Below are 20647 nucleotides of genomic sequence, written 5' to 3'. Positions count from 1 at the left end.
TGCACCCCTCGCAGGGTCAATTCGTCTTGCGATCAGGTGCGGGGAGGGGACGGATGTCGGGGGTTCGCGCGAGCGTGGCGCGCGGTGCGCGCCGGGCAAGGGCTGCCTCGGCGGCTTCGGGATCTCCGAACCAGCCGCCCAGCAGAGTCTCGGCGAGGATTCCGAGGACGGCGGGTAGGCGTTCACGATCGGCCGTGGGCAGATCGGCCATCGCGCGCGCCTGCATCTCGCGCAGCGCCGCGCGCGAGGCGTCGAGCACCGACCATCCTTCGTCGGTGAGCTGGGTGAGCTTGACCCGACGATCGGTGGGGTGGCGCACTGTCTCGATAAGCTCCCGGTCCAAGAGCGCGGAGACCACTTGGTGGCTCGACTGCGGGGTGACGAACGCTCGTCGGGCCAGTTGCGCAGACGACAGCGGCACACCCTCGGCAAGCACGAGCAGGACATTGAACTCCGCGAGCGTGACGCCGTGACACCACGCGATGTCGTCGGCAGCCCGGTTCATCGACCGGGAGAGGCGGTTGAGGATATAGTAAAGCTCGTCGGTGGCAAGACTCGTGGCACGCGGGGGCAGCTGCTCGTTCATGGCCGGTACGCCTCCGAGACGGCACCGTCGCGCGGTTCGGCCGTACCGTCGAGCTCGGCGAGGAACAGTGCCGCCTCGCGGGCGAGACGGGCCGGACTCTCTCCGGCGATCATGTGGCCCTCGTCCTCCCACAAGACGGTCTTGGACCCGGGGACGCTCACCGCCGCGCGCAGGGAGGCGGTCGGTGAGATCACGCCGTCGCGCAGGGCCCCGAGGATGAGCACCGGCACGCGGATCGCGGCGAGCACGTCGGCCAGCTGCTGGTCGGTGACCGCTTCCGGGAACGGTTTGCCCTGGTTTATGCGGGCCTCCTCCTCGGTCTGTGCGGCGAAGTTCTCAGCGACCCGCCGATACATGTGCTCGCGGGCCGCGGCACGCTGGGGATCATCGGTGTGTCCGGCGAGGATCTCGAACTGACGTCGCACCACCTCGGCGTCCGTACGACCGGCGATGACGGCTGCACGTCCTGCGGAACTGGCCGTGCCGCCGGCACGGTCATGGGGCGCACCGACGACTGAGATCAGAGCCGCCAGTCGTTCCGGATGGCGTCGGCCCAGATGCCATCCGATGCCGCCGCCATGCGAGACGCCGGTGTAGATGAACTTCTCGATCCCGAGCCGATCGGCCACGCGGCACACATCGTCCGCCCACGTGTCCAGCCAGCCGTCGACGGGATCGGCGGCCAGGTGTGTGGAGCGCCCCCATCCGCGAGCCTGGATCTGGTACACCGGCCGGGCCAACGGCGGCCGGGCGAGGATCTCCGGGTAGCCGCCCGACTCGAACGATGCGGCGCTGGAGAGGACGGGCATGCCGTGGCCGGGGAACTCGTCGTACCACAGCGAGACCTCGTCGTCGATGGCGATCTGGGGCATCAGCGGGCCTCTCTCTCGATTTCGGTGTCGGCCGCGCGGGGCCGCGGGACGGCGTTCAACAGCGAGCGGGTGTATTCCTCACGCGGAGCGTCGAAGAGCTCCTCGGTGGGAGCAGCCTCGACGACCGCACCTGCACGCAGCACGACGACGTCATCGGAGATCTGGCGCACTATCGCCAGATCGTGCGAAATGAACAGCAGGCTCAGGCCGAGGTCGCGCTGCAATGTCGTCAGCAGATTCATCACGTCCGCCTGCACGGAGAGATCCAGAGCGCTCACCGGCTCGTCGCACACGATGAACTCAGGGTCGGTCATGAGCGAACGTGCTATCGCGATGCGCTGCCGCTGCCCACCCGAAAACTGCGCCGGATAGCGTTCCAGGACCGAGTCGTCCAGGCCGACCGTGTGCATGAGCTCGCAGGCGCGCTCCCGCGCTGCCGCGGCAGTGGCGCCGTGGAAGCGCGCCGGCTCGACAAGGCTCGCGCCGATGGTGCGCAGCGGGTTGAGCGAACTGTACGGGTCTTGGAAGACGACCTGCCGGACTTTGCCCAGCCGGCGCCGGCGACGACGCGGCAGGTCATGCACCGACTCGCCTTGGAAACGGATCTCCCCTGCGGACAGGGGGATAAGTCCGAGCACCGCCATCCCGATCGTCGTCTTGCCCGAGCCGGACTCGCCGACCAATCCCAGAGTGCGACCCCGTTCGATCGTGAAGCCCACGTCGGCCACGGCGGTCGATCGCTTCCGCCCCGCACCGTAGGCGACACTGATGTCGCGGACCTCGAGGACGGGCGTCGTGGCGCTCATGCTGTGGCCGCCTCTACCAGCTCGTCGACGCGGATGCAGCGGCTCACGCGGTCGTCGCCGACCTCGGTCATCGCAATCGGCATCGCCCGGCATTCCGGTCGTGCCAGGAAGCAGCGGTCCGCGAAGCGACATCCGTGCGGCCATGCTCCCGGCGGGGGCACGACGCCACCGATCGTCGGCAGGATGTCACCGCGTCGCGCCCCGTGCGGGTCGGAGCCGAGCAGTCCCCGGGTGTACGGGTGGCGCGGGGAGCGGATGAGGTCGGAGACCATGGCTTCCTCCACGACCTGACCGGCGTACATGACAAGAGTGCGATCACAGGTCTGGGCCACGACCCCCCAGTCGTGTGTGACCAGGATGATGGACATCCCGGTGTCTTCCCGGATGCTGCTCAGAAGGGACAGGATCTCCGCCTGCACAGTGACGTCCAGTGCGGTGGTGGGCTCATCTGCGATGAGCAGCCGCGGGCGCCCTGCCAGCGCCTTGGCGATGACGACGCGCTGGGCCATGCCGCCGGAGATCTGATGCGGATGACTGCGGAACACGCGCTCGGGGTCGGGAAGCCGCATGGCCGCCAGCAGCTCCAGTGCACGCTGCCGGGCCTGTCGACGGGGACAGCGGTCATGCCGACGCACGACCTCGACGAGCTGGAAGCCGACCGTGAAGGACGGGTCGAGGGCGACCAGCGGCTCCTGCGAGATGTAGGCGATGCCGCTGCCGCGGACCGCCTTCATGGCGGCCGCGTCGGCCGAGATCTCCTGGCCCTCAAAGACGATGCCGCCACCGGTGACGCGTCCGCCTCGACCTAGCAGCCCCATGGCAGCCAGCGCCGTCACGGTCTTCCCACTGCCCGACTCGCCGACGATGCCGAGGATCTCGCCGCGGCGCACGTCAAACGAGACGCGATCGACCACCGTGACCGGCTCATCGGCGCCGAACGCCACAGAGAGGTCGTGAACGGCCAGCACGGCATCGGCCGCCGACGCTGTGCGCGCATCGTCCACCTCAGCGGCGGAGGCCGCGGAACGGGCCGTGCCGGCGCCGCGGCGCGGCCTGCGGATCTGCTCGGCTGCGGCATCCCGCAACGCATCGCCGAGGAGCCCAAGCGCGAGAGTCGCGATCACGATCACGCCGCCGGTCGGCACGAACATCCACGGGAACGATTGGATCGCCGAAGCCGCTTCGGCGACCATTCCCCCCCACGTTGGTGCAGGCGGCGGCGGGCCGAAGGCGAGGAAGGACAGTCCCGTCTGGATACCGAGGGTGGCCGCCGCGAACAGCGAGGACTGCACCAGGATCGTGCCGCGCGCCTGCGGAAGCACGTGACGCAGGAGGATCCGCGCGGTGGGAAGCCCGGTCACCACGGCCGCCTGCACGAACGGCGCCTGGCGCTGCGCGAGCACCGTGCTGCGGAAGACGCGTGCAAAGGCGGCCGAAGCGAGGATGCCGATCGTGACCATGGCCGCGAACATGCTGTTGCTGAAGATCGCCAGAGACGCGAGGGTGATCAGGATCGCCGGAATCGACATCACGATGTCGATCACCGCGAGCACGGCGCGATCGAAGGTACCGCGCAGGTACGCGGCGAGGATGCCGATGGGGACGGCGATGATGAGCATGACGATGAGCGCCTCGGCCACGCCGAGCAGCGAGTCGCGTCCGCCGTACATGAGGCGGGTGAGCAGGTCGCGGCCGAGCAGGTCGGTGCCAAGCCAGTGTGCCGCCGACGGCCCCTGACGCGCAGCCGCGATGTCCTGCGCCGTGGGATCGTACGCCGACAGCCACGGGGCCAGCAGCGCGGACAGTACGAGCAGGGCGATGACCGCGGCAGCGACGACGCCGAGCGGTTTGCGCAGCAGGGCGCACGTGAGGGATGCGGAGTAGGCGCGGGATGTCATCATCGGCTCTGACGGACTCTCGGGTCGAGGGAGGAATAGGCGAGGTCGACGACCAGGTTGATCGCTATGACCATCACCGTGAATGCGACCCCCACCCCGAGGATCACGGGAAGATCGTGACGGGTGGCGGCCGACGTGACAAGGCTTCCGAGTCCGGGCAGGACGAAGACGTTCTCGATGAAGACCGCGCCGCTGAGTGCGCCGACTGCCATCAGGCCGATGATCGTGGTGGTCGGAATGGAGGCGTTGCGCAGCACGTGCAGCAGCACGATGCGCGTCTCGGACACACCAGTGGAGCGCAGCACGCGCACGTAGTCGCGTTCGAGCTCGGTGCGGGCGGAGTCCCGCATCTGTTTGGCCACGACCGTGATGCCGCTCAGCGACATCGCCGCCACCGGCAGGATGAGCGAGTTGATCCACGCCCCCACTCCGGCTGCCGGGGGAACGTACCCGGTCGCGGGGAACCATCGCAGTGCCACGGCGAAGACGGCGACCAGGACGATGGCGATCCAGAAGCTGGGCAGCGCGAAGCCGACGAGCGAGAAGGCGTCGATGAGCCGGCCGCTCCAGCCTTCGCGCAACGCGCTGGCAAGGCCGATGATCACGCCCAAGACGGCGATGACCAGGGTCGAGCCGACCATCAGCGAGAACGTCACACCCAACCGCGTCGTCAGCAGCCGGGTGACCGGCTCCCCGCTATAGATCGAGGTTCCCAGGTCACCGTGCAGGAGGCCGACCACCCAGTTTGCATACTGCGTCCACAGCGGCTGATCCAGCCCGAGCTGCTGCCGCAGGTAAGCGACAGACTGCGGCGTGGCGTTCTCTCCGAGGATCGCCTGGGCCGCATCGCCGGGGACGAACGACATCAGCACGAAGATCGTCACCGTGGAGACGAAGATCAGCACGATCGACGTCAGTAGTCGGCGGATCACGACCATCGTCATATCTTGTCCTTTCGATGCGGCCCGGCGATGATCACTGTGCCGGACGCCACGCCAGATCGGCCGAAGGCGCGACGGGAATCGGGTTGGGGTTCAGCGGCGAGATCTGCACACCCGCGACATGCGGTGACACGTAGTAAACGTTCTTCGTCGCGATCAAGGGCAGGAACCATGCCAGTTCGTTGGAGCGGGCGCTCACCTGCTTCTCAAGGGCCTCCTTCTCATCGCCCGTGGCCACGATGGCCTGGGCCACCAGATCGTCGAGGTCGTGATCGGCCACGCCGAATGCGTTGGTGAATCCCTGCCCGGTGAACGTCTGCGCGTAGTCCGAGGCGGTGTCACCGACGATCGGCCACACGATCGCGGGGTACTTCTTGCTGCCCGCCTTCTGGATGAAATCGGGGATGGCGCTGGCGACGTCGAGCGTGACCTTGACGCCGATCTCCTTGAGGTGGGCGATGGCCGTCTGGGTGATGAGGGACTGGTTGTCCAGCGGGCTCTCCGACAGCAGTGTCATCGAGAATCCGTCGGGGTAGTCGGATTCGGCCATCAGGCTCTTCGCCTTCTGCATGTCGTGGTCGAATCCGATGCCGTCGTCATGGCCTTGTTCACCATCGGCGGTAAGCTGATCGATCGCGGACGCGAACTCATCGCCACCGCGTGCTGCCACGATCGCCGCTCGATCAACCGCGTACCCCATCGCCTGTCGCACCTTCTCGTCGGCCAGCGCGGGAACAATCTCGCCCTTGCGGTCCAGAATGATCAGACCGTAGTTGAAATACGGCGCGGAGATCGTCGAAAGCCCGGCGGAGGCAGCGGCATCCGCCGTGTCGGCGCCGCCGGCGGCAAAGTCGACCTGACCGGTCGTGGCGGCCGAGATGACGGCATTGGGATCGCCGATCACCTGGACGCTGATCTGCTCATATTTCTGCGCGTCGGGGTTCCAGTAGCCGTCCCAGCGGTCATACGTGTACGTGGATTCGGCGACGGACGTGTCGGGGTTGTACGTGTAGGGGCCGGTGCCATCCATCGTGGTAAGCAGCGATTCCGGGTTCTTCAGAGCCTCTGGCCCGATGATGAGCCCGAGCTGGTTCGCCTGCGTCAGCCGCGTCGGAGCGGCGGGGAAGGACGTCTTGTAGGTGATCAGCACCGTGTCGTCGTCCTCGGCGGTGATCGTGTCGATCGGGCCGACCGATCCGACCTGCCCGCCGCCGGCCTCCATGAAGTAATTCATCGAGTTCGCCACGGCATGGGCGTCCAGCTGCGCGCCATCCTGGAATGTGACGCCCTTGCGAATGATGAGTTCGAGCTGCGTGTTCTCGTCGTCGCGGAACTTCCACTCGGTGGCAAGGTCCGGAACGAGCTTGCCGTCGCCGCTCAGGTAGATCAGAGGATCGTACGCGAGCGTCGTGAATACGACGCTCCCGCCGCCACCGGCCAGTGCCGGGTTCAGGCTGATCGGCACACCGGTGAACTGCACACTGAGTTTGTCGCCGCGCACGCCGTCGGTCGTCTGTGCGTCGGACGGTCCCGAGCAGGCCGACAGGGCGAGCGCTGCGGTGATGGCGATCGCCCCAGCGAGCGCCAAGCGTCTTTGCCACATATGTTGCTCCTTTGCAAGATATTTAGGTCTTCCCAGGGGATACCCGTCAGGAAATTTATCAAGTAAACTGATCAAGTTCAAGAACCTTTGGAGAATTCACCGATGAACCTCTCTCCCGCCATCGTCACGCCTCTTGATGGCGGTCGCACCCTGTACGGCTCGATGTACGACGCCGAAAGCGGAGTCGGCATCGACCCCACTGCCGTGGGATATGCCGAAGAAGAGTTCCTCCTGTCCGGCGTGGCGGGACTGTGGGACACCGCCGCGCCCGGGTCGCCGCGTCGCCGTGACACCTGGATCCGCTACCGCACCCGCATCGTCGTGCGCTACCCGATCGACTCCGCTCGCGCATCGGGAGTGACCCATGTCGAGCCGCTGCACCCACACATGGACGCCGGGCTGACCTGGGACGGTTTGGCTGCGCACCTCGTCCGCCGCGGTGACGCCTGGATGGGCGTCACGGTGTACCCGGATGTCGCACGTCTCATGCGCGAACAGCTGGACCCCGAGCGGTATCGGCCGCTGCTCGTGCCGGGTGGTGGGACGGAGTGGGACATCCTCTCCGACGCGCTGGAGGCGCTGCGGGATGGGCGGCTGGCAGCGCTGCCCGGCACGCGGGTGATTCTGTCGGGCTGGTCGGCGACCGGCAGCTTCTGCCGCGTGTTCGCACGCGAACGATTCGCCGTTGCCCGCGGTGGCCTCGTCGATGCCGTGGGCGTCTTCATCTCGTCGGGCGGGGCCAGCAGCGCCGGCTACCCGGCGCTCTCGGCATCCGCCGCCGCCATCGACGACGACGACCCGCGGCGCACCGTGCGAGATGTCGGGGTGCCCGTCTTCGAGATACTCAGCGAAACCGAGTCCGAGACGCACCGTGCACAGCTGCGGGAGGACTCCGACGATCCGGACGACACCTACCGCCTCTATCAGCTGGCCGGTTCCGCCCACATCGAGAACAGGCCCGGAGAATGGTCCACGCATACGCGGGCGCTCTCGGCAGCAGGCGTCGACACCGGCGGCACGGCAGTGCGGGAAGCACGCACGGATGCCCGCAGCGATCTCATCATGCGGGCGCTGCTGGATCGTCTCATCGAGTGGGTCGATGGCACTCCCCCGCCCCGCGCTCCCCGGTTCGAGTATGCGCAGGGGCAGGTGCCCGTGCAGCGCATGCTGCACCGAGACACCGACGGGAACGTTGTGGGCGGCATCCGCTCGCCGTGGGTGCACGCGCCGCTGGCCGTGTACACCCCGCATGGCACCCCGGTCGACGATCCCGACTCCGGAGATGGGCCGGCCTGGACCCCGCTCGTCGACCGCACCCTGGCCGCGGGCCTGGTCGGCACTATGCGCGCGCTGCCTGCGCAGCAGGTGCGGCAGAGATTCCCGGACGAATCGACCTACCGACGCCGCTTCACCGATGCCACCCACGCTCTGGTCGCCGACCGTCTGCTGGGTGCGGAGGATGCCGCAGACCTTATCGGGACGGTGCCGCAGCGGTGGGCTGCTGCCATGCGTGAGGAACACGTCGATGGATGACGAGCGCGTGATAGTGCGCGCGGTGGGCGACCTGATCGTCGACAAGCCCGATCCTGCACGGTTCTTCGCGCCTTCCGCCCCCGAGCTCTCGCGCGCCGATCTGACGATCGGAAACCTCGAGGTGCCGCACAGCAGCACGTCCACTGTCGCCAGCGTCGACATCCCCGCGCCGCCCGCCGACCCCGCGCACCTGTCAGCCGTCGCCGCGGCCGGATTCGACATTCTCACCCTCGCCGCCAACCACGTGTACGACTGCGGTCCCGAGGGCATCGCCGACACGGTGTCAGCTGCACGGCGGGCGGGACTTGCCACCACGGGGGCGGGGGCCGACCTCGCCGCGGCGAAGGAGCCGGCGACCGTGCATCGGCATGGGCGGAGCATCGCGGTGCTCAATTACAACTGTGTGGGTCCACGCGAGTCGTGGGCGACCAGCCGGAAGGCCGGATGCGCGTACGTCGACGTGCTCACGCACTATGAGATGCGCAACGCGAATCCGGGCGGGCCGCCCGAGATCCACACCTTCTGCGAGCCGGGATCGCTGCGGCAGTTCCGGGCAGACGTGACCGCAGCGGGGCAGGCTCATGACATCGTCATCGTGGCCCTGCACAAAGGACTCGTACACACGCCTGCGATGCTCGCAGATTACGAGCGCGAGGTGGCACACGCGGCGGTCGATGCCGGCGCCGACGCGGTGATCGCCCACCATGCTCACATCCTGCATGGTGTCGAGGTCTACCAGGGCCGTCCGATCTTCCACGGGCTGGGCAATTTCGTCACCGTCACCGATGCGCTCACCCCCGTGCACGCTTCCACGGCGGAGGCCCACGCGTGGGCCGCGCGGCGGCTGGCACTGTTCGGCTTCGTGCCCGATCCGGCCATGCCGTCGTATCCGTTCCATCCGGACAGCCGCCACACCCTTATCGCGCACCTCGAGTTCGACTGGGACCGGGTCGGTGCGGCATTCGTGCCGTGCTGGATCGACGACGAGGGACGGCCCGTTCCGCAGGCGGCGGATGCCGGCGGCCCAGCGGTGCTCGATTACGTACGCACGATCACTGCTGCGGCGGGGCTGGATACCGAGTACGCCTGGGACGGCGATCTCGTGCGAGTGCACATCCGGGCGCGCTGAGCCCTCAGCCGATCACGCGTCGCACGAAGTCGTTGCGGAACCGCCCCTCAGGGTCGTAACGGTCCGCAAGCATGCGAAAGTCAGCAAGCCGCGGATACATCGTCGGCGCGTTCAGCCCCGCGAACACCTTGCCCCAGTGCGGGCGGGCCCCCAGCCGATACAGCGCCGCCTCAAGCGCCGGCAGCACCGCCTCGACCCCCGGGGTGTCGCGCACCCACGTGAAGTGCAGACCCACGGCATCCACCCCGTACGCGGTCGACAGCCACAGCTCGTCGGCAGCCACCGAGCGGATCTCGCTGATCTGCAGCAGATCACGCAGTTGCGGTCCGAGCTCGCGCACGGCCGCAATGGCCTCGACAGCACGCTCTCGCGGCACAAGGTACTCCGATTGAATCTCGGCGCCGGCCGACGGCGTGAACTCGTAGCGGAAGTGCGCGAGCCGCTCACTCCACGGCCCGTCGACCCCCAGCTGCTCGGTGACGTTGCGCACGTCCATCCCCGCGATCATGTGTCGGGGCGCCGCTTCAGCCGTCGCACCGAAGAAGTCCTCCCCCACATGTGCGGCCTCGTCGACACGCTCTTTGATCCAGGCGAGCGAGACGGAGGCTTCGTCCCACAGCGTGAACAGCGACACGCTGTAGGCCGACGAGAAGATGTCGTCGAACCGTTCGGCCACAGCATCCCATCCGAGATCTGCGAACAGACGCTGGCGCACGCCGAAGGTGGGCTCGATGTCGAGGGTGAGCTCGACGACGACCCCCAGGGCGCCGAGGGCGACCACGGCACCGTCGAAACCCTCGTCACCGCGGCGGAGATCGACGATCTCGCCGGTGCCGGTGACCAAACGGATGCCGCGCACGGCCGTCGCGAGGTTGCCGTTGCGGTCGCCCGAGCCATGCGTGGCCGTCGCTACCGCTCCGGCAACCGAGATGTGCGGCAGCGACGCGAGATTGTGCAGTGCCCATCCGGCCTTGTGCAACGCCATCGCAAGGTCGCCGTATCGCACTCCCCCGCCGACGGTGACGGTGCGCGCTTCGGGGTCGATGTCGATGCGCGCGGGCAAGGCGGCCGTGCCGATGAGGAGATCGTCGCTGTCGGCGATGTCGTTGAACGAATGCCGACTGCCCAGCACCCGCACCGCCGACGAGCCGGTGATCAGCGTGGCGAGTTCGTCGACGCTGCGCGGCTCGGCATACCGCGCCGCGCGATAGTGGTGGTTGCCGGCCCAGTTCGTCTGTGGAAGCACGCCCCCATCATCCCATCAGCGCGGGGATGCCTCGACGAGCATCCACCCCCACGACAGCGGAGGCAGCGAGAGGGTGAGCGTGTCACCGTCGAGTGCGACGCCCTCCAGCGCAACCAGACCCACGTTCTCTGCATCGTCGACGGTGTTGCTCGCGAGACGGTCGCCACCTTCCGGAATCGTCAGCACCTCGGCGCGCTCCACGCGCGTGGGCGCGAGCCCGTGCAGCCGCACAGTCACCTCGGCCGCGTCGTCCAGTCCGCGGTTCGCCACGAACAATGCCACGCGGCCGGTGGCGGCATCCCATGTCGCGCTCGTGTCGACGACGTCGACATCGCCGAAGCGCTGCGTCGCGTACTGATCCGATCGGATGCGCGCATTCAGGATCTCGCCCTGCGCAAACTGCGCCATGCGCGCGAACGGCCAGAAGATGCTCTGCCGCCAGGCCGGGCCGCCCTCTTCGCTGCGAATCGGGGCTATCACGTTCACCAACTGGGCTTGGTTGGCGATCGCCACCCGATCGCCGTGGCGCAGCAACGAGTTCAGCAGCGTGCCGACCACGACGGCATCGGTCACGTTGTATTCGTCCTCGATGATGCGCGGGTGTTCCTGCCAGATGCCACGCGCTTCGATCGTGGCGGGCATGTCGTCGCCGTCGCGCGCGGTCTGGTACCAGACGTTCCATTCGTCGAACGACAGGTTGATGCGCTTGGTCGCCTTTCGCTGTGCGCGCACCGCGTCGGCAGTGGCGATGACCGACTCGATGAAGTGGTCCATGTCCACCGCCGAGGCAAGGAAGCTCGCGGCATCCCCATCTTTCTCCTCGTAGTAGGCGTGCAACGAAATGTAGTCGGCGACGTCGTAGGTGTGGTCGAGCACTATCCGCTCCCACTCCCCGAACGTCGGCATACCGCTGCTCGAGCTGCCGCAGACGACAAGTTCGATCGACGGGTCGACCAGGCGCATGGCCTTGCCTGCCTCCTGCGCGAGCCGGCCGTACTCGTCGGCGGTCTTGTGGCCGATCTGCCACGGGCCGTCCATCTCGTTGCCCAGGCACCACAGCTTGATGTTGAACGGTTCCTCGGCGCCGTTACTCCGACGCAGGTCGCTGAGCGCGGTTCCGCCGGGGTGATTCGCATACTCGACCAGCGCGCGAGCGGCATCCACTCCGCGGGTGCCGAGGTTGACCGCCTCCATGATTTCGACGTCGGCCTTTCGGGCCCACCCGACGAACTCGTGCAGGCCGAACGCGTTGGACTCAATGGTGTGCCATGCGCCGTCGAGGCGGCGGGGACGATCAGCGACGGGCCCGACGCCCTCTTCCCAGTTGTACCCCGAGACGAAATTTCCACCGGGGTAGCGCACGATGCTCACGCCCATCTCGGCGGTGAGGTCGAGCACGTCCTGTCGATAGCCGTTCTCGTCGCCGGCAGGGTGCCCGGGCTCGTAGATGCCGGTGTAGACGCAGCGGCCCATGTGCTCGACGAACGAGCCGAACAGGCGACGGGGGACGGGCCCCACGGTGAAGTCGCGGTCGAGAGTGACGGTGGCGCGGGTCATGAGACTCCTTGTTCTGGATGTGAGGATGCCGCGCCGTCGGCGCGATCTCGCCATTATTACATCGTTGAACTAGCGAATGAAAGCGTGACGGTCAATGGTCGCAAGGCCCCGCGGCCTCGCTTCGGTCTGCGGTCGCCTGATCCGTCAGCGCGGCCGTGTGCTGTCGCGTTCCACAATCCGATGCGGCACCGTCACGACGTGCGTGGGACCGCTGCGGTCGGCGATGCGCGCAGCCAGAACGTCGAGAGCGTCATCGGCGAACACACGCTTGTCGAACGACACCGTCGTCAGGGGCGGCGCCGCGAACTCGCCGTGCGCAACGTCGTCGAATCCGGCCACCGACACCTCGCCAGGCACGCGGATGCCGCGTCGCCACAGTTCGCTGAGCACGCCGATCGCCAGCGTGTCGGTGAAGCAGAAGAACGCTTCGGGAAGCGGCTCGCGGTCCAGGAACGCCGACACAGCCGCCGCACCGCCCCGCGGCGTCCAATCGTCACAGCCGATCTCGAGTCGATCGTCGAGGAGAATACCGGCGGCGGTCAGCGCCCGACGATACCCGCGCGTACGCAACAGCGAAGTGAAGGTGTTCGTCTGCACGGCTGTGCCGACGACGGCGATACGGCGATGACCCGACGAGATCAACAGCGTGGCCATGTCGTACGCGGCCCGGTCAGGGTCCACGCAGATCTGGTCGAGCCGGCTCTGCTCCACCTCACCGATCAGCACCGCCGCCGGAGTCTGGGCCGGGTCGTCGGGGAGCGCGAATTCGTCGGCAACGGTCGGGTTGAGAACAAGCCCATCCACCATTCGCGCGCGCGCGCGAGAGAGCAGCGTCGTCTCGCGCTCGGGCTTGCCCCCGGTCTCTTCGATCTGCACGCCCCAGCCACGCTCGTGGGCCGCCTCAACGAACGCGTGCGCCATCTCGGCCGAATACGGAGTGGCCAGATCGGGAAGTGCGAGGGCGATGACTCCGGAGCGCCCGTTGCGCAGGCCGCGGGCACTCAGGTTCGGAACATAGTCGAGATCCGCCAAGGCGGCGTCGACGCGTGCACGCGTCTCGGGCCGAACTATCGCGCTGCCGTTGATCACGTTCGAGACGGTCTTCGCCGACACGCCTGCCCGCGCCGCGACGTCCTTGAGCGTTGCGCGCATCCCACCCCCTGCATTTCTCAGCCTACCCACCACCCACTGTCGCGCGCGACGCGGCCGTCCTATGGTGGCCACGTGGCATCCGTTCCGCTTTCGATCCGGGTCGGCGACGACCCGGGCTCGGCGCTGTTGTTCGTGACGGCGTCGGTCGGCGGCGTGGCTGAGGAGTTTCTGCTCGACACCGGCGCCTCGCGCAGCAGCATCCGTCGCAGCGAACGCACCGACGCGTGGGCCGTCGACGCCGCGGATCCGGGTTCGCACGGGGTGTTCGGCGCGGCCGCCCACACGAGGCACGCGCGGGTGCCCACGATCACTCTGGGGACGATCGAGATCCACGATCTCGTGGTCGACGTCTCCGACGACGACGCTCCTGCGGGGATCCTGGGCTTGGATGTGCTGCGCGGGCATCGCGTCGGCGTGCGGCTGTCCGCACAGGTGCTGCAACTCGACGAGCAGGCCGCGATCGACCGCTGGCGGCCGCTGACGATGTCGTCGCGCGGGCATTCGCTGGTCGAGGTGGAGTGGGAGGATGCCGCAGCTCTGGCCATCTGGGACACTGGGGCCTCGACCACCGTGGTCGATGCCGATCTCGCGGCGGCCCATCCACGAGTGTTCGCGCCGACCGGAGCCACCGGCACCGGCACCGACGCGTACGGGCATCAGGGCGAGACGGCCGAACTGCGCATGGCACCGGCGCACATCGGCGAGCGCCGGTTCTCGGCGACGACGGCGGCCACGGCGCCGTTGGCGGGGCTGGCCCGCGCCGGCGATCCGCCGTTCACGATGATCATCGGTTATCCGCTGATCGCGCAGGCCGATTGGGTCTTCGACCTGCGCGCGCGGATGTGGGGGTTCCTCGACCGGAGCTGACGGCTCACTCGACGTGCACGAGCACATCCTTCTCTGAGGAGATCACCTGGGCCTTGGTGCCGCGCACCAGCACCAGGGCGATGACGGCGGCCAGCACCATACCGATCGCGGCGGCGACGAAGGTCGCGCCATAGGCGGACGCCAGCTGGGCGGCATCCCCCACCGCATGCTCCATACCGCCGAGGGCGGCAGCGTAGATCGCCGTGAACACCGACAGCCCGATCGACCCACCGATCTGCATCGCCGAGTTCGCCGTCGCCGACGCGGCACCCGCGTCGTGTGGCGCGACCCCGTAGAGGGCGAGGTTCTGCAGCGGCACGAAGATGAACCCCATCCCGACGCCCATCACGATCAGAGCAGGCAATACCTCGACCGCGTACGCGCCGTCGGCCGTGATCCGCGAGAGATACAGCAGCGATGCGGCCACGATGAGCGGGCCGCCGATCAGCAACGGGCGGGGCCCGATCTTCGAGAGCATCCGGGTCGCGAACGGCGCCGCGACCATCGTCGCCAGCGGAATCGGCAGGCTCGCGATTCCGGCCCACAGTGCCGGCATGCCCAGCACTATCTGCAGGTGGAAGGTGAGATACAGGGTCGAGCCGATCATGACACTGCCGGCGACGGCCTGAATGAGAAAAGCCCCGCCGCGCACACGGTCGGTGACCACCCGCAGCGGCAGCAGCGGCTGCGCGACCGTCGCCTCGATCCACACGAACAGCACCAGAAGCAGAACCCCAGCGGCAAGGAAGCCGATCGTCCACGGGCTGCCCCAGCCGATCTCGGCGAGACTGAAGCCGTAGACGAGGCTCCCCAGACCCAGCGTGACCACAACGGCGCCCGGCCAGTCATACCGGTTCTCACCCCCGGCGCGGCTCTCGCTGAGGAAGAGCGCAGCCCCGACGAGGCCGACGACGACGAAGAACAGGTTCACGAGCAAGCACCAGCGCCAATCGGCGAATTCAGTGAGCACTCCCCCGAGCACCAGTCCCACCGCGGCGCCGGCCCCGGCGACTGTGCCGAACACGGCGAAGGCGACGTTCCGGTCGCGCCCCGACGGAAAGGTGACGGTCAAGAGCGCCAGCGCCGCCGGGGCCAGCATTGCCGCGAATGCCCCCTGCAGGCCGCGCGCGATGATGAGCTCGGCACCGCTCTGGGCCAGGCCGCCGAACGCGGATGCGGCACCGAAGCCGATCATGCCGACGACGTAGGTGCGCTTTCGACCCCAGTAATCGGCGATGCGTCCGCCGAGCAGAAGAAGTGCGCCGAATGCCAGGGCGTAGGCGGTGACGACCCACTGGCGCTGCCCGTCAGAGAAGCCCAGGTCGGCCTGCGCTTGCGGCAGGGCGATGTTGACGATGGTGCCGTCGAGCACGACGACAAGCTGGGTGAGTGCGAGGACGATGAGAGCCCACCAGCGGGTGGACGGGGACGTGCGGGCAGGCATGAAAAAACCTCCGGTGTCTGGTGAAGGATGCCGGAGGTTTCAAGCCTCGGACCGAGCACGCCGTGCGCCCCGACCGCCTCGGCTGATGGCGCCGAGCGAACCTCTATTCTACCGCATCGGGCGCGCTGTGAAGGGCGGGGCGCAGAACCTTGCCTATGACAGCATCGCCGTCTCCGGGGATGCACGAGGAAGGAAATGTAGGTTAGCCTAACCATAATCAGCGACGAAGGGCGAGGCATGGGATTCAGTGACGGCCGCAAGATCACCGGACTGTATCGGGCCGAGGTCGCCCGCACCGAGCGCATCACGCCGCACATGGTGCGTGTCACGCTGCGCGGCGACGACCTCGCTCGCCTTCCCCGTCGCGGTTACGACCACTGGTTCCGGCTCTTCCTGCCGCGCAGCGACGGTGAGACCAATTTCGACGCGGTACCCGAGCACTTCACCTTCGGCAGCTATCTGAAGTACCTGACGTCGAAGTCAGGCACACGGCCGCCGTTCCGCAACTACACGATCCGCGCGCACCGCCCCGACGCAGGCGAACTCGACATCGACTTCGTCGCCCACGGCGACGCGGGGATCGCCGGCCCCTGGGCCCAGCGGGCACAGCCCGGCGAGAGCGTCGTGTTCATCGATCAGGGACGCGGCTTCGATCCGATGGCCGACACCGAATCGGTCTTGCTCGTCGGCGACGAATCAGCGCTGCCCGCGATCGCGGGCATCCTGCGCGACCTCGCCCCTGAGACAAGCGGTGTGGCGATCATCGAGGTTCCGGATGCCGCGGATCAACAGGACCTCGAAGCTCCGGCTGGCATCCAGGTGCGCTGGCTGGCCCGCACCCACCCGCACGAGCGGCCCGGCGTGCTCGCACTCGACGAAGTGCGCGGCTACGTGCCCGACCGTGCCGATTCTGTGCACGCTTACCTCGCCGGCGAGCAGCACCTGGTCGCCGAGAGCCGACGCCACCTCGTGGCATCCGGTGTTCCGAAATCACGCATCTCGTTCACCGGCTACTGGAAGGTCGGCAAAGCGGGGTAGGTGAGGATGGAGGCATGCGTCTCTTCCTCATCCGCCACGGCCAGACCCTCTCGAACGTCGCGGGACGGCTCGACACCGCCGCACCCGGTCCGGGACTGACCGCACTGGGACGTCGGCAGGCGGCCGCGATCCCCGCGGCGCTGCGTGATCGGGACGTGGATGCCGTCGCGGTGTCGCCGCTGATCCGCACCGTCGAGACCGCGGCTCCGCTGGCGGCCGAGCACGGCCTGCGGCCGGTCATGATCGACGGGCTGCAGGAGATCGAGGCGGCCGAGCTCGAGATGCGCAAAGACGGGAGCGCCGTGCGCACGTACGTGTCGACGGCCTTCGCGTGGGCGCGCGGCGACACGGCGGTGCGGATGCCGGGGGCCGACGCCGACGGCACCGCGTTCTTCACCCGATTCGACCGCAGCATCGCGCGGGCGACGACGCTCTCGCGCGAGAGCGTGGCGGTGTTCTCGCACGGGGCGGCCATCCGCGTGTGGTCCGCCGCGCGGGTGCACGGCCTCGACCCCGAGCTGCTGCAGCATTCGCCGCTGCACAACACCGCCGTCGTCGAGCTCGAGGGCGACGAACACGGCTGGGAGCTCGTCCAGTGGTCGCCCGACCCCGCCGGCGGCCCGCAGCTGCTCTCACTGAACGAGGACGACCCAACCGGAGAGCCTGTCGACGACGTCAGCCGTTGAAGATATGACCGTCCCTCTCGCCACCGGCGCATCGCGCGGGATCGGGCGAGGGCTGGGCCGAAGGCGTGTGCACCCGCGAGTAGGGCCGATGGTTGTGCACGCCTTCGCGTTCACGACCCGGCGCCGGCGGGCTCCCGCTGCTGGACTGCTCCCTGCTCGAGCACGAGTTCGTCCTCGAGGGTGAACTGGTTCTCGAACGCCGGCTCGCCCTCCACCTCGGGCGTTGCCTCGCCCGCGGTGGGTCCGTCGTCGGCTTTCGGTCCGGTGGCGAGCTCACCGAAGTCATGCTCGGTGCGCACCGATTTGAGCGCGTCGATGATGAACACCACCGCCAAGGACAGCAGACCCCACAGGCCGAGCACCTGCAGATGATGCGCGAGGACGTCGGAGTCGAAGTAGAGGATCGACCGTGCCGCCTCTACCGCGGCCGGCATCGGCAGGAAGTCGTGCAGCGTGCGGAACCACTCCGGGGCCAGGTACATCGAAAACGGTCCATTGGCAGACGGAACGCCCAGGAACATCAGCGTTCCGACCACGGGGATGATCGCCAGCATCCCGATCAGTCTTTCGAAGACCATCGCGAACATCGCGACGCAGAAGATGGCGACGGCCCCGGTGCCCCACAACTGCCAGAAATGTCCGTCGACCGATCCGGTGATGGGAGCGGCGATCAGCCACAGCACCGCCGCCATGAACATCGAGTACACCGCCGTGATCGGCAGCATCTTGCGCAGCGGACGCGTGGCCGGCGCCGCGTTCGCCCCGACGACGACGACCATGAATCCGGCGAGCATCCAGCCCATCGCAAGGTACATCGTGACGATGCCCTGGCTATCACGGTCGGGCAGCGGTGCGATGTCGTCGACCTGGAGCGACATCTGCTGCCCCTCGGCGACCTGGGTGAACACCCGCACCGCCATCTGGTAGGCGCTGGGGCTGCCGGCCTGGTTGGCCACGAGCGTGAACTCGGGACTGGTCTGCGACGGCAGCACGAGGGCTGCGACCAGGTCGCGCCCCTCGACGAGGTCGTGGACCTCATCGGTGTCGTCAGTCGTGTACGGCGTGAACTCGAACATGTCGCCCATGTTCTTCTCGAGACCGCCGATGGTCTGCTCGGCCTGCTCGGTGGTGGCCCCCACGACGGCGACCGGCATGTCTCTCGGGGCCGGCTGGTGCATGGCGCCGAGCATGCAGGTGAGCATCATCGCGACCATGGTCAGCGGGAAGATCGCGAGGGAGAAGTAACGCCAGAACGCCTTCTTCGGTCGACGGCCGCCGTGCAGCGAGGCGACGTTGACATCCATCGGCACGCCCTCCGGGTGCCGGCGGCCGCGTGTCGCGTCCCAGATGGCCGTGGCCGTGAGGCCGGCGACCGCGCCGACCGCCAGCACGAGAAGGTGGCCGGTGAGATTGGTGCCGCCGAAGTACAGCACCGATCTCATCGACTCGCCGATGGCCGGCATCGCCAGGAACCCGTGCAGGAACCGATAGAAGGCCGGCATCGTGTACATCGACATGCTCATGTTGGACGCGGGCATGCCCAGCACCATCAAGAGGAAGATGCCCACGATGACGCCGAACGAGCCCAACAATCGGGTGATGAACAGCTGCACGCAACTTATCGCGAACACACCCAGCCCGGCGACGGCGACGACCGCGAGGTAATGGTCGCTGGAGACCACTCCGAGAATGGGGCCGGTCACGACCCAAACGAGTGAGGCGATGGCGGCGGCCCAGCCGGCCAGAATCGGGACGATGCGGCGGAACTTCAGCAGCTCGGGTGAGTTCGTGCGCAGCATGCTGAACGGCAGGTAGCCCGCCATCACGAGTGCTGTCGTCAGGAACATGGCGCCCAGACCCGACGCGTCGTTGTCGGGCAGTGGCGCCACGTCTTTCGTGGTGAGAGTCAGCCCCTGTGCGAGAATCGTGGGCTCGACCAGCGACGTGACTTTCGTGGCCTGGGTCATTCCGGCACCGGAGGCGGTGTACAGCGTCGCGGTGTCACCCTGGATCACGACGGCAGCGACGGCTTCGCGGTTGAAGACGCGATCACGAGCGTCGCTGACGCTGTCGACCGACTCGACATCCAGAGCGTCGGGCATCGCGTCACTGAGCGCATCGACGAACGAGTCTGCCGCAGACGCCGACGAACCTGCCACCACGACCGGCATGTCGTTCGCCGTCGGCGAGTGCATGGTGCCCATGTACCCCGTGACCATCATGCCGACCATGATCAGCGGCATGATGAACATCGCCGCGATTCGGCCGATGGACTCGGCTTTGGCACGCTTGGCGGCTTTCGCCGCGGCATCCGAGTCGAACCCATCCTCCTTCTCGAACGCCACGTCGGGTGTGGCGACGTCGCTCTCGCGGGCCTCTTTGCGAGAGAGCGGAGGGGTACTTGTCACGGGCGTGCTCCTGACGTGTGGGGTGCCGGGTGGAGATCGACGCTGATCGTGAGGACCTGTACAATTTAAGTCATGTGACGTAAGAATGCGAAACTGCAGATGGCATGTCACAGTGAATCCACAACATCGGGAGGCGGGATGGGCCAGCACAGCGATCGCGCACGCGAGGCGCTCTTGGATGCCGCCGAAGAGTTGTTCGCCAAGAACGGCATCGACGCCGTGTCATCCCGCCGCATCGCCGAGCACGCGGGCTCTGCCAACCACTCCGCCGTCGCCTACCACTTCGGCACCCGCGACGACCTGCTGCGCGCACTGATCTTCCGGCACAACGACGTGGTGGCCGCGCGGCGCCGAGAGCTTCTCGCCGAGCTCGGCCCCCATCCCAGCGTGCACGACATCGTCCGGTGCCGACTGCTGCCGCTCGTGGAGCTGCTCGACTCGATCCCCGGGCCGAGCTGGCGGGCGCAGTTCCTCGCACAGCTGCGTTCGGTGCCGTCGGCCGTCGCCGTGCTCGAGGAGTCAGCCGACGAACTCGACCTGGGAACGGACTTCTCATCCCTGGCCACGGCCGTCGAGGGCATTTCGCCGGCGACGATGCGCGGGCGCTCGGCCATTCTCGGATATCTCGTCCTCGGGGTGTGCGCGGAGTACGAGGCAGAGAGCAACTCCGGCACCGCGCGAGGGAGCTGGCGTGCGGTCGGCTATTTCCTCATCGACGCCGCGGCGGGGATGCTCGCAGCCCCCGTCACTCGCCCAGAAGGTGGCTTCGACGCCCGTGGCCACGCACGTCTGGTCTGACATCGTGGTGTCGTGGTGAACCGCGTCTATGAGCAGCTGGCCGAGCACCTGCGGCACGCATTGCGCTGACGGCGAGGTGGATG

General features: G+C 67.8%; 17 protein-coding genes. 6 read left to right on the top strand and 11 right to left on the bottom strand.

What is annotated here, in order from left to right; all coding sequences use genetic code 11:
- Positions 1-16: 16 nt before the first annotated feature.
- Genes ET475_RS10095 through ET475_RS10070 form a run of 6 tightly spaced genes read right to left on the bottom strand, consistent with a single transcriptional unit; the run spans position 17 to position 6781 of the window.
- The gene (locus tag ET475_RS10095) at positions 17-586 is read right to left on the bottom strand and encodes a MarR family winged helix-turn-helix transcriptional regulator (RefSeq protein WP_129389424.1); all 570 of its coding nucleotides are present in this window, start codon (positions 584-586) and stop codon (positions 17-19) included.
- On the bottom strand, positions 583-1458 hold the full coding sequence (locus ET475_RS10090) for an alpha/beta fold hydrolase (protein WP_129389421.1): 876 nt from the start codon (positions 1456-1458) through the stop codon (positions 583-585). The genes ET475_RS10095 and ET475_RS10090 overlap by 4 nt, the downstream gene beginning before the upstream one ends.
- Positions 1458-2264, bottom strand: a complete 807-nt coding sequence (locus ET475_RS10085; protein ID WP_129389417.1) for an ATP-binding cassette domain-containing protein — start codon at positions 2262-2264, stop codon at positions 1458-1460. The genes ET475_RS10090 and ET475_RS10085 overlap by 1 nt, the downstream gene beginning before the upstream one ends.
- Positions 2261-4165, bottom strand: coding sequence for a dipeptide/oligopeptide/nickel ABC transporter permease/ATP-binding protein (locus ET475_RS10080; RefSeq protein WP_129389414.1), 1905 nt, complete (start codon positions 4163-4165; stop codon positions 2261-2263). The genes ET475_RS10085 and ET475_RS10080 overlap by 4 nt, the downstream gene beginning before the upstream one ends.
- A complete protein-coding gene (locus ET475_RS10075) occupies positions 4162-5106 on the bottom strand; it encodes an ABC transporter permease (protein ID WP_129389411.1) in 945 nt (314 codons plus the stop codon). The genes ET475_RS10080 and ET475_RS10075 overlap by 4 nt, the downstream gene beginning before the upstream one ends.
- A 31-nt stretch (positions 5107-5137) precedes the next feature.
- The gene (locus ET475_RS10070) at positions 5138-6781 is read right to left on the bottom strand and encodes an ABC transporter substrate-binding protein (RefSeq protein ID WP_129389408.1); all 1644 of its coding nucleotides are present in this window, start codon (positions 6779-6781) and stop codon (positions 5138-5140) included.
- Positions 6782-6808: 27 nt separating this feature from the next.
- Between ET475_RS10070 and ET475_RS10065 the strand changes: the two genes are divergently transcribed.
- Positions 6809-8239 (top strand): alpha/beta hydrolase domain-containing protein, encoded by a 1431-nt coding sequence (locus tag ET475_RS10065; protein WP_129389405.1) that lies wholly within the window; start codon positions 6809-6811, stop codon positions 8237-8239.
- A complete protein-coding gene (locus ET475_RS10060) occupies positions 8232-9368 on the top strand; it encodes a CapA family protein (protein ID WP_129389402.1) in 1137 nt (378 codons plus the stop codon). The genes ET475_RS10065 and ET475_RS10060 overlap by 8 nt, the downstream gene beginning before the upstream one ends.
- Before the next feature lie 4 nt (positions 9369-9372).
- Here ET475_RS10060 and ET475_RS10055 read toward each other — a convergent pair whose 3' ends face one another.
- The 3 genes from ET475_RS10055 to ET475_RS10045 all read right to left on the bottom strand — a co-directional run bounded on the left by ET475_RS10055 (position 9373) and on the right by ET475_RS10045 (position 13323).
- Positions 9373-10614, bottom strand: coding sequence for an FAD-binding protein (locus tag ET475_RS10055; protein WP_129389399.1), 1242 nt, complete (start codon positions 10612-10614; stop codon positions 9373-9375).
- 15 nt (positions 10615-10629) lie between these two features.
- On the bottom strand, positions 10630-12171 hold the full coding sequence (arfA, locus tag ET475_RS10050; RefSeq protein WP_129389396.1) for an arabinosylfuranosidase ArfA: 1542 nt from the start codon (positions 12169-12171) through the stop codon (positions 10630-10632).
- A 144-nt stretch (positions 12172-12315) separates the two neighbouring features.
- Positions 12316-13323, bottom strand: coding sequence for a LacI family DNA-binding transcriptional regulator (locus tag ET475_RS10045; protein WP_129389393.1), 1008 nt, complete (start codon positions 13321-13323; stop codon positions 12316-12318).
- Positions 13324-13395: 72 nt separating this feature from the next.
- Here ET475_RS10045 and ET475_RS10040 point away from each other — a divergent pair, with 72 nt between their 5' ends.
- Complete coding sequence (locus tag ET475_RS10040) at positions 13396-14190, top strand: aspartyl protease family protein (protein ID WP_165310868.1); 795 nt, start codon at positions 13396-13398, stop codon at positions 14188-14190.
- A 4-nt stretch (positions 14191-14194) separates the two neighbouring features.
- Here ET475_RS10040 and ET475_RS10035 read toward each other — a convergent pair whose 3' ends face one another.
- A complete protein-coding gene (locus ET475_RS10035; protein WP_129389387.1) occupies positions 14195-15634 on the bottom strand; it encodes an MFS transporter in 1440 nt (479 codons plus the stop codon).
- 237 nt (positions 15635-15871) lie between these two features.
- Here ET475_RS10035 and ET475_RS10030 point away from each other — a divergent pair, with 237 nt between their 5' ends.
- On the top strand, positions 15872-16672 hold the full coding sequence (locus ET475_RS10030) for a siderophore-interacting protein (protein ID WP_129389384.1): 801 nt from the start codon (positions 15872-15874) through the stop codon (positions 16670-16672).
- Positions 16673-16686: 14 nt separating this feature from the next.
- Positions 16687-17358, top strand: a complete 672-nt coding sequence (locus ET475_RS10025) for a histidine phosphatase family protein (RefSeq protein WP_129389381.1) — start codon at positions 16687-16689, stop codon at positions 17356-17358.
- 110 nt (positions 17359-17468) lie between these two features.
- Here ET475_RS10025 and ET475_RS10020 read toward each other — a convergent pair whose 3' ends face one another.
- Positions 17469-19766 (bottom strand): ABC transporter permease, encoded by a 2298-nt coding sequence (locus ET475_RS10020; RefSeq protein WP_242497594.1) that lies wholly within the window; start codon positions 19764-19766, stop codon positions 17469-17471.
- A gap of 138 nt (positions 19767-19904) precedes the next feature.
- On the opposite strand from ET475_RS10020, the gene ET475_RS10015 reads away from it, so the two are divergent.
- Positions 19905-20564 carry a TetR/AcrR family transcriptional regulator gene (locus ET475_RS10015; protein ID WP_129389379.1) on the top strand — a complete coding sequence of 220 codons (660 nt, stop codon included), beginning with the start codon at positions 19905-19907 and terminating at the stop codon, positions 20562-20564.
- Positions 20565-20647 lie beyond the last annotated feature (83 nt).

This window comes from Microbacterium protaetiae (assembly GCF_004135285.1).
GTDB lineage: Bacteria > Actinomycetota > Actinomycetes > Actinomycetales > Microbacteriaceae > Microbacterium > Microbacterium protaetiae.
The sequence above is the reverse complement of the archived record's forward strand: the minus strand, read 5'-3'. Positions and strand labels throughout refer to the sequence as shown.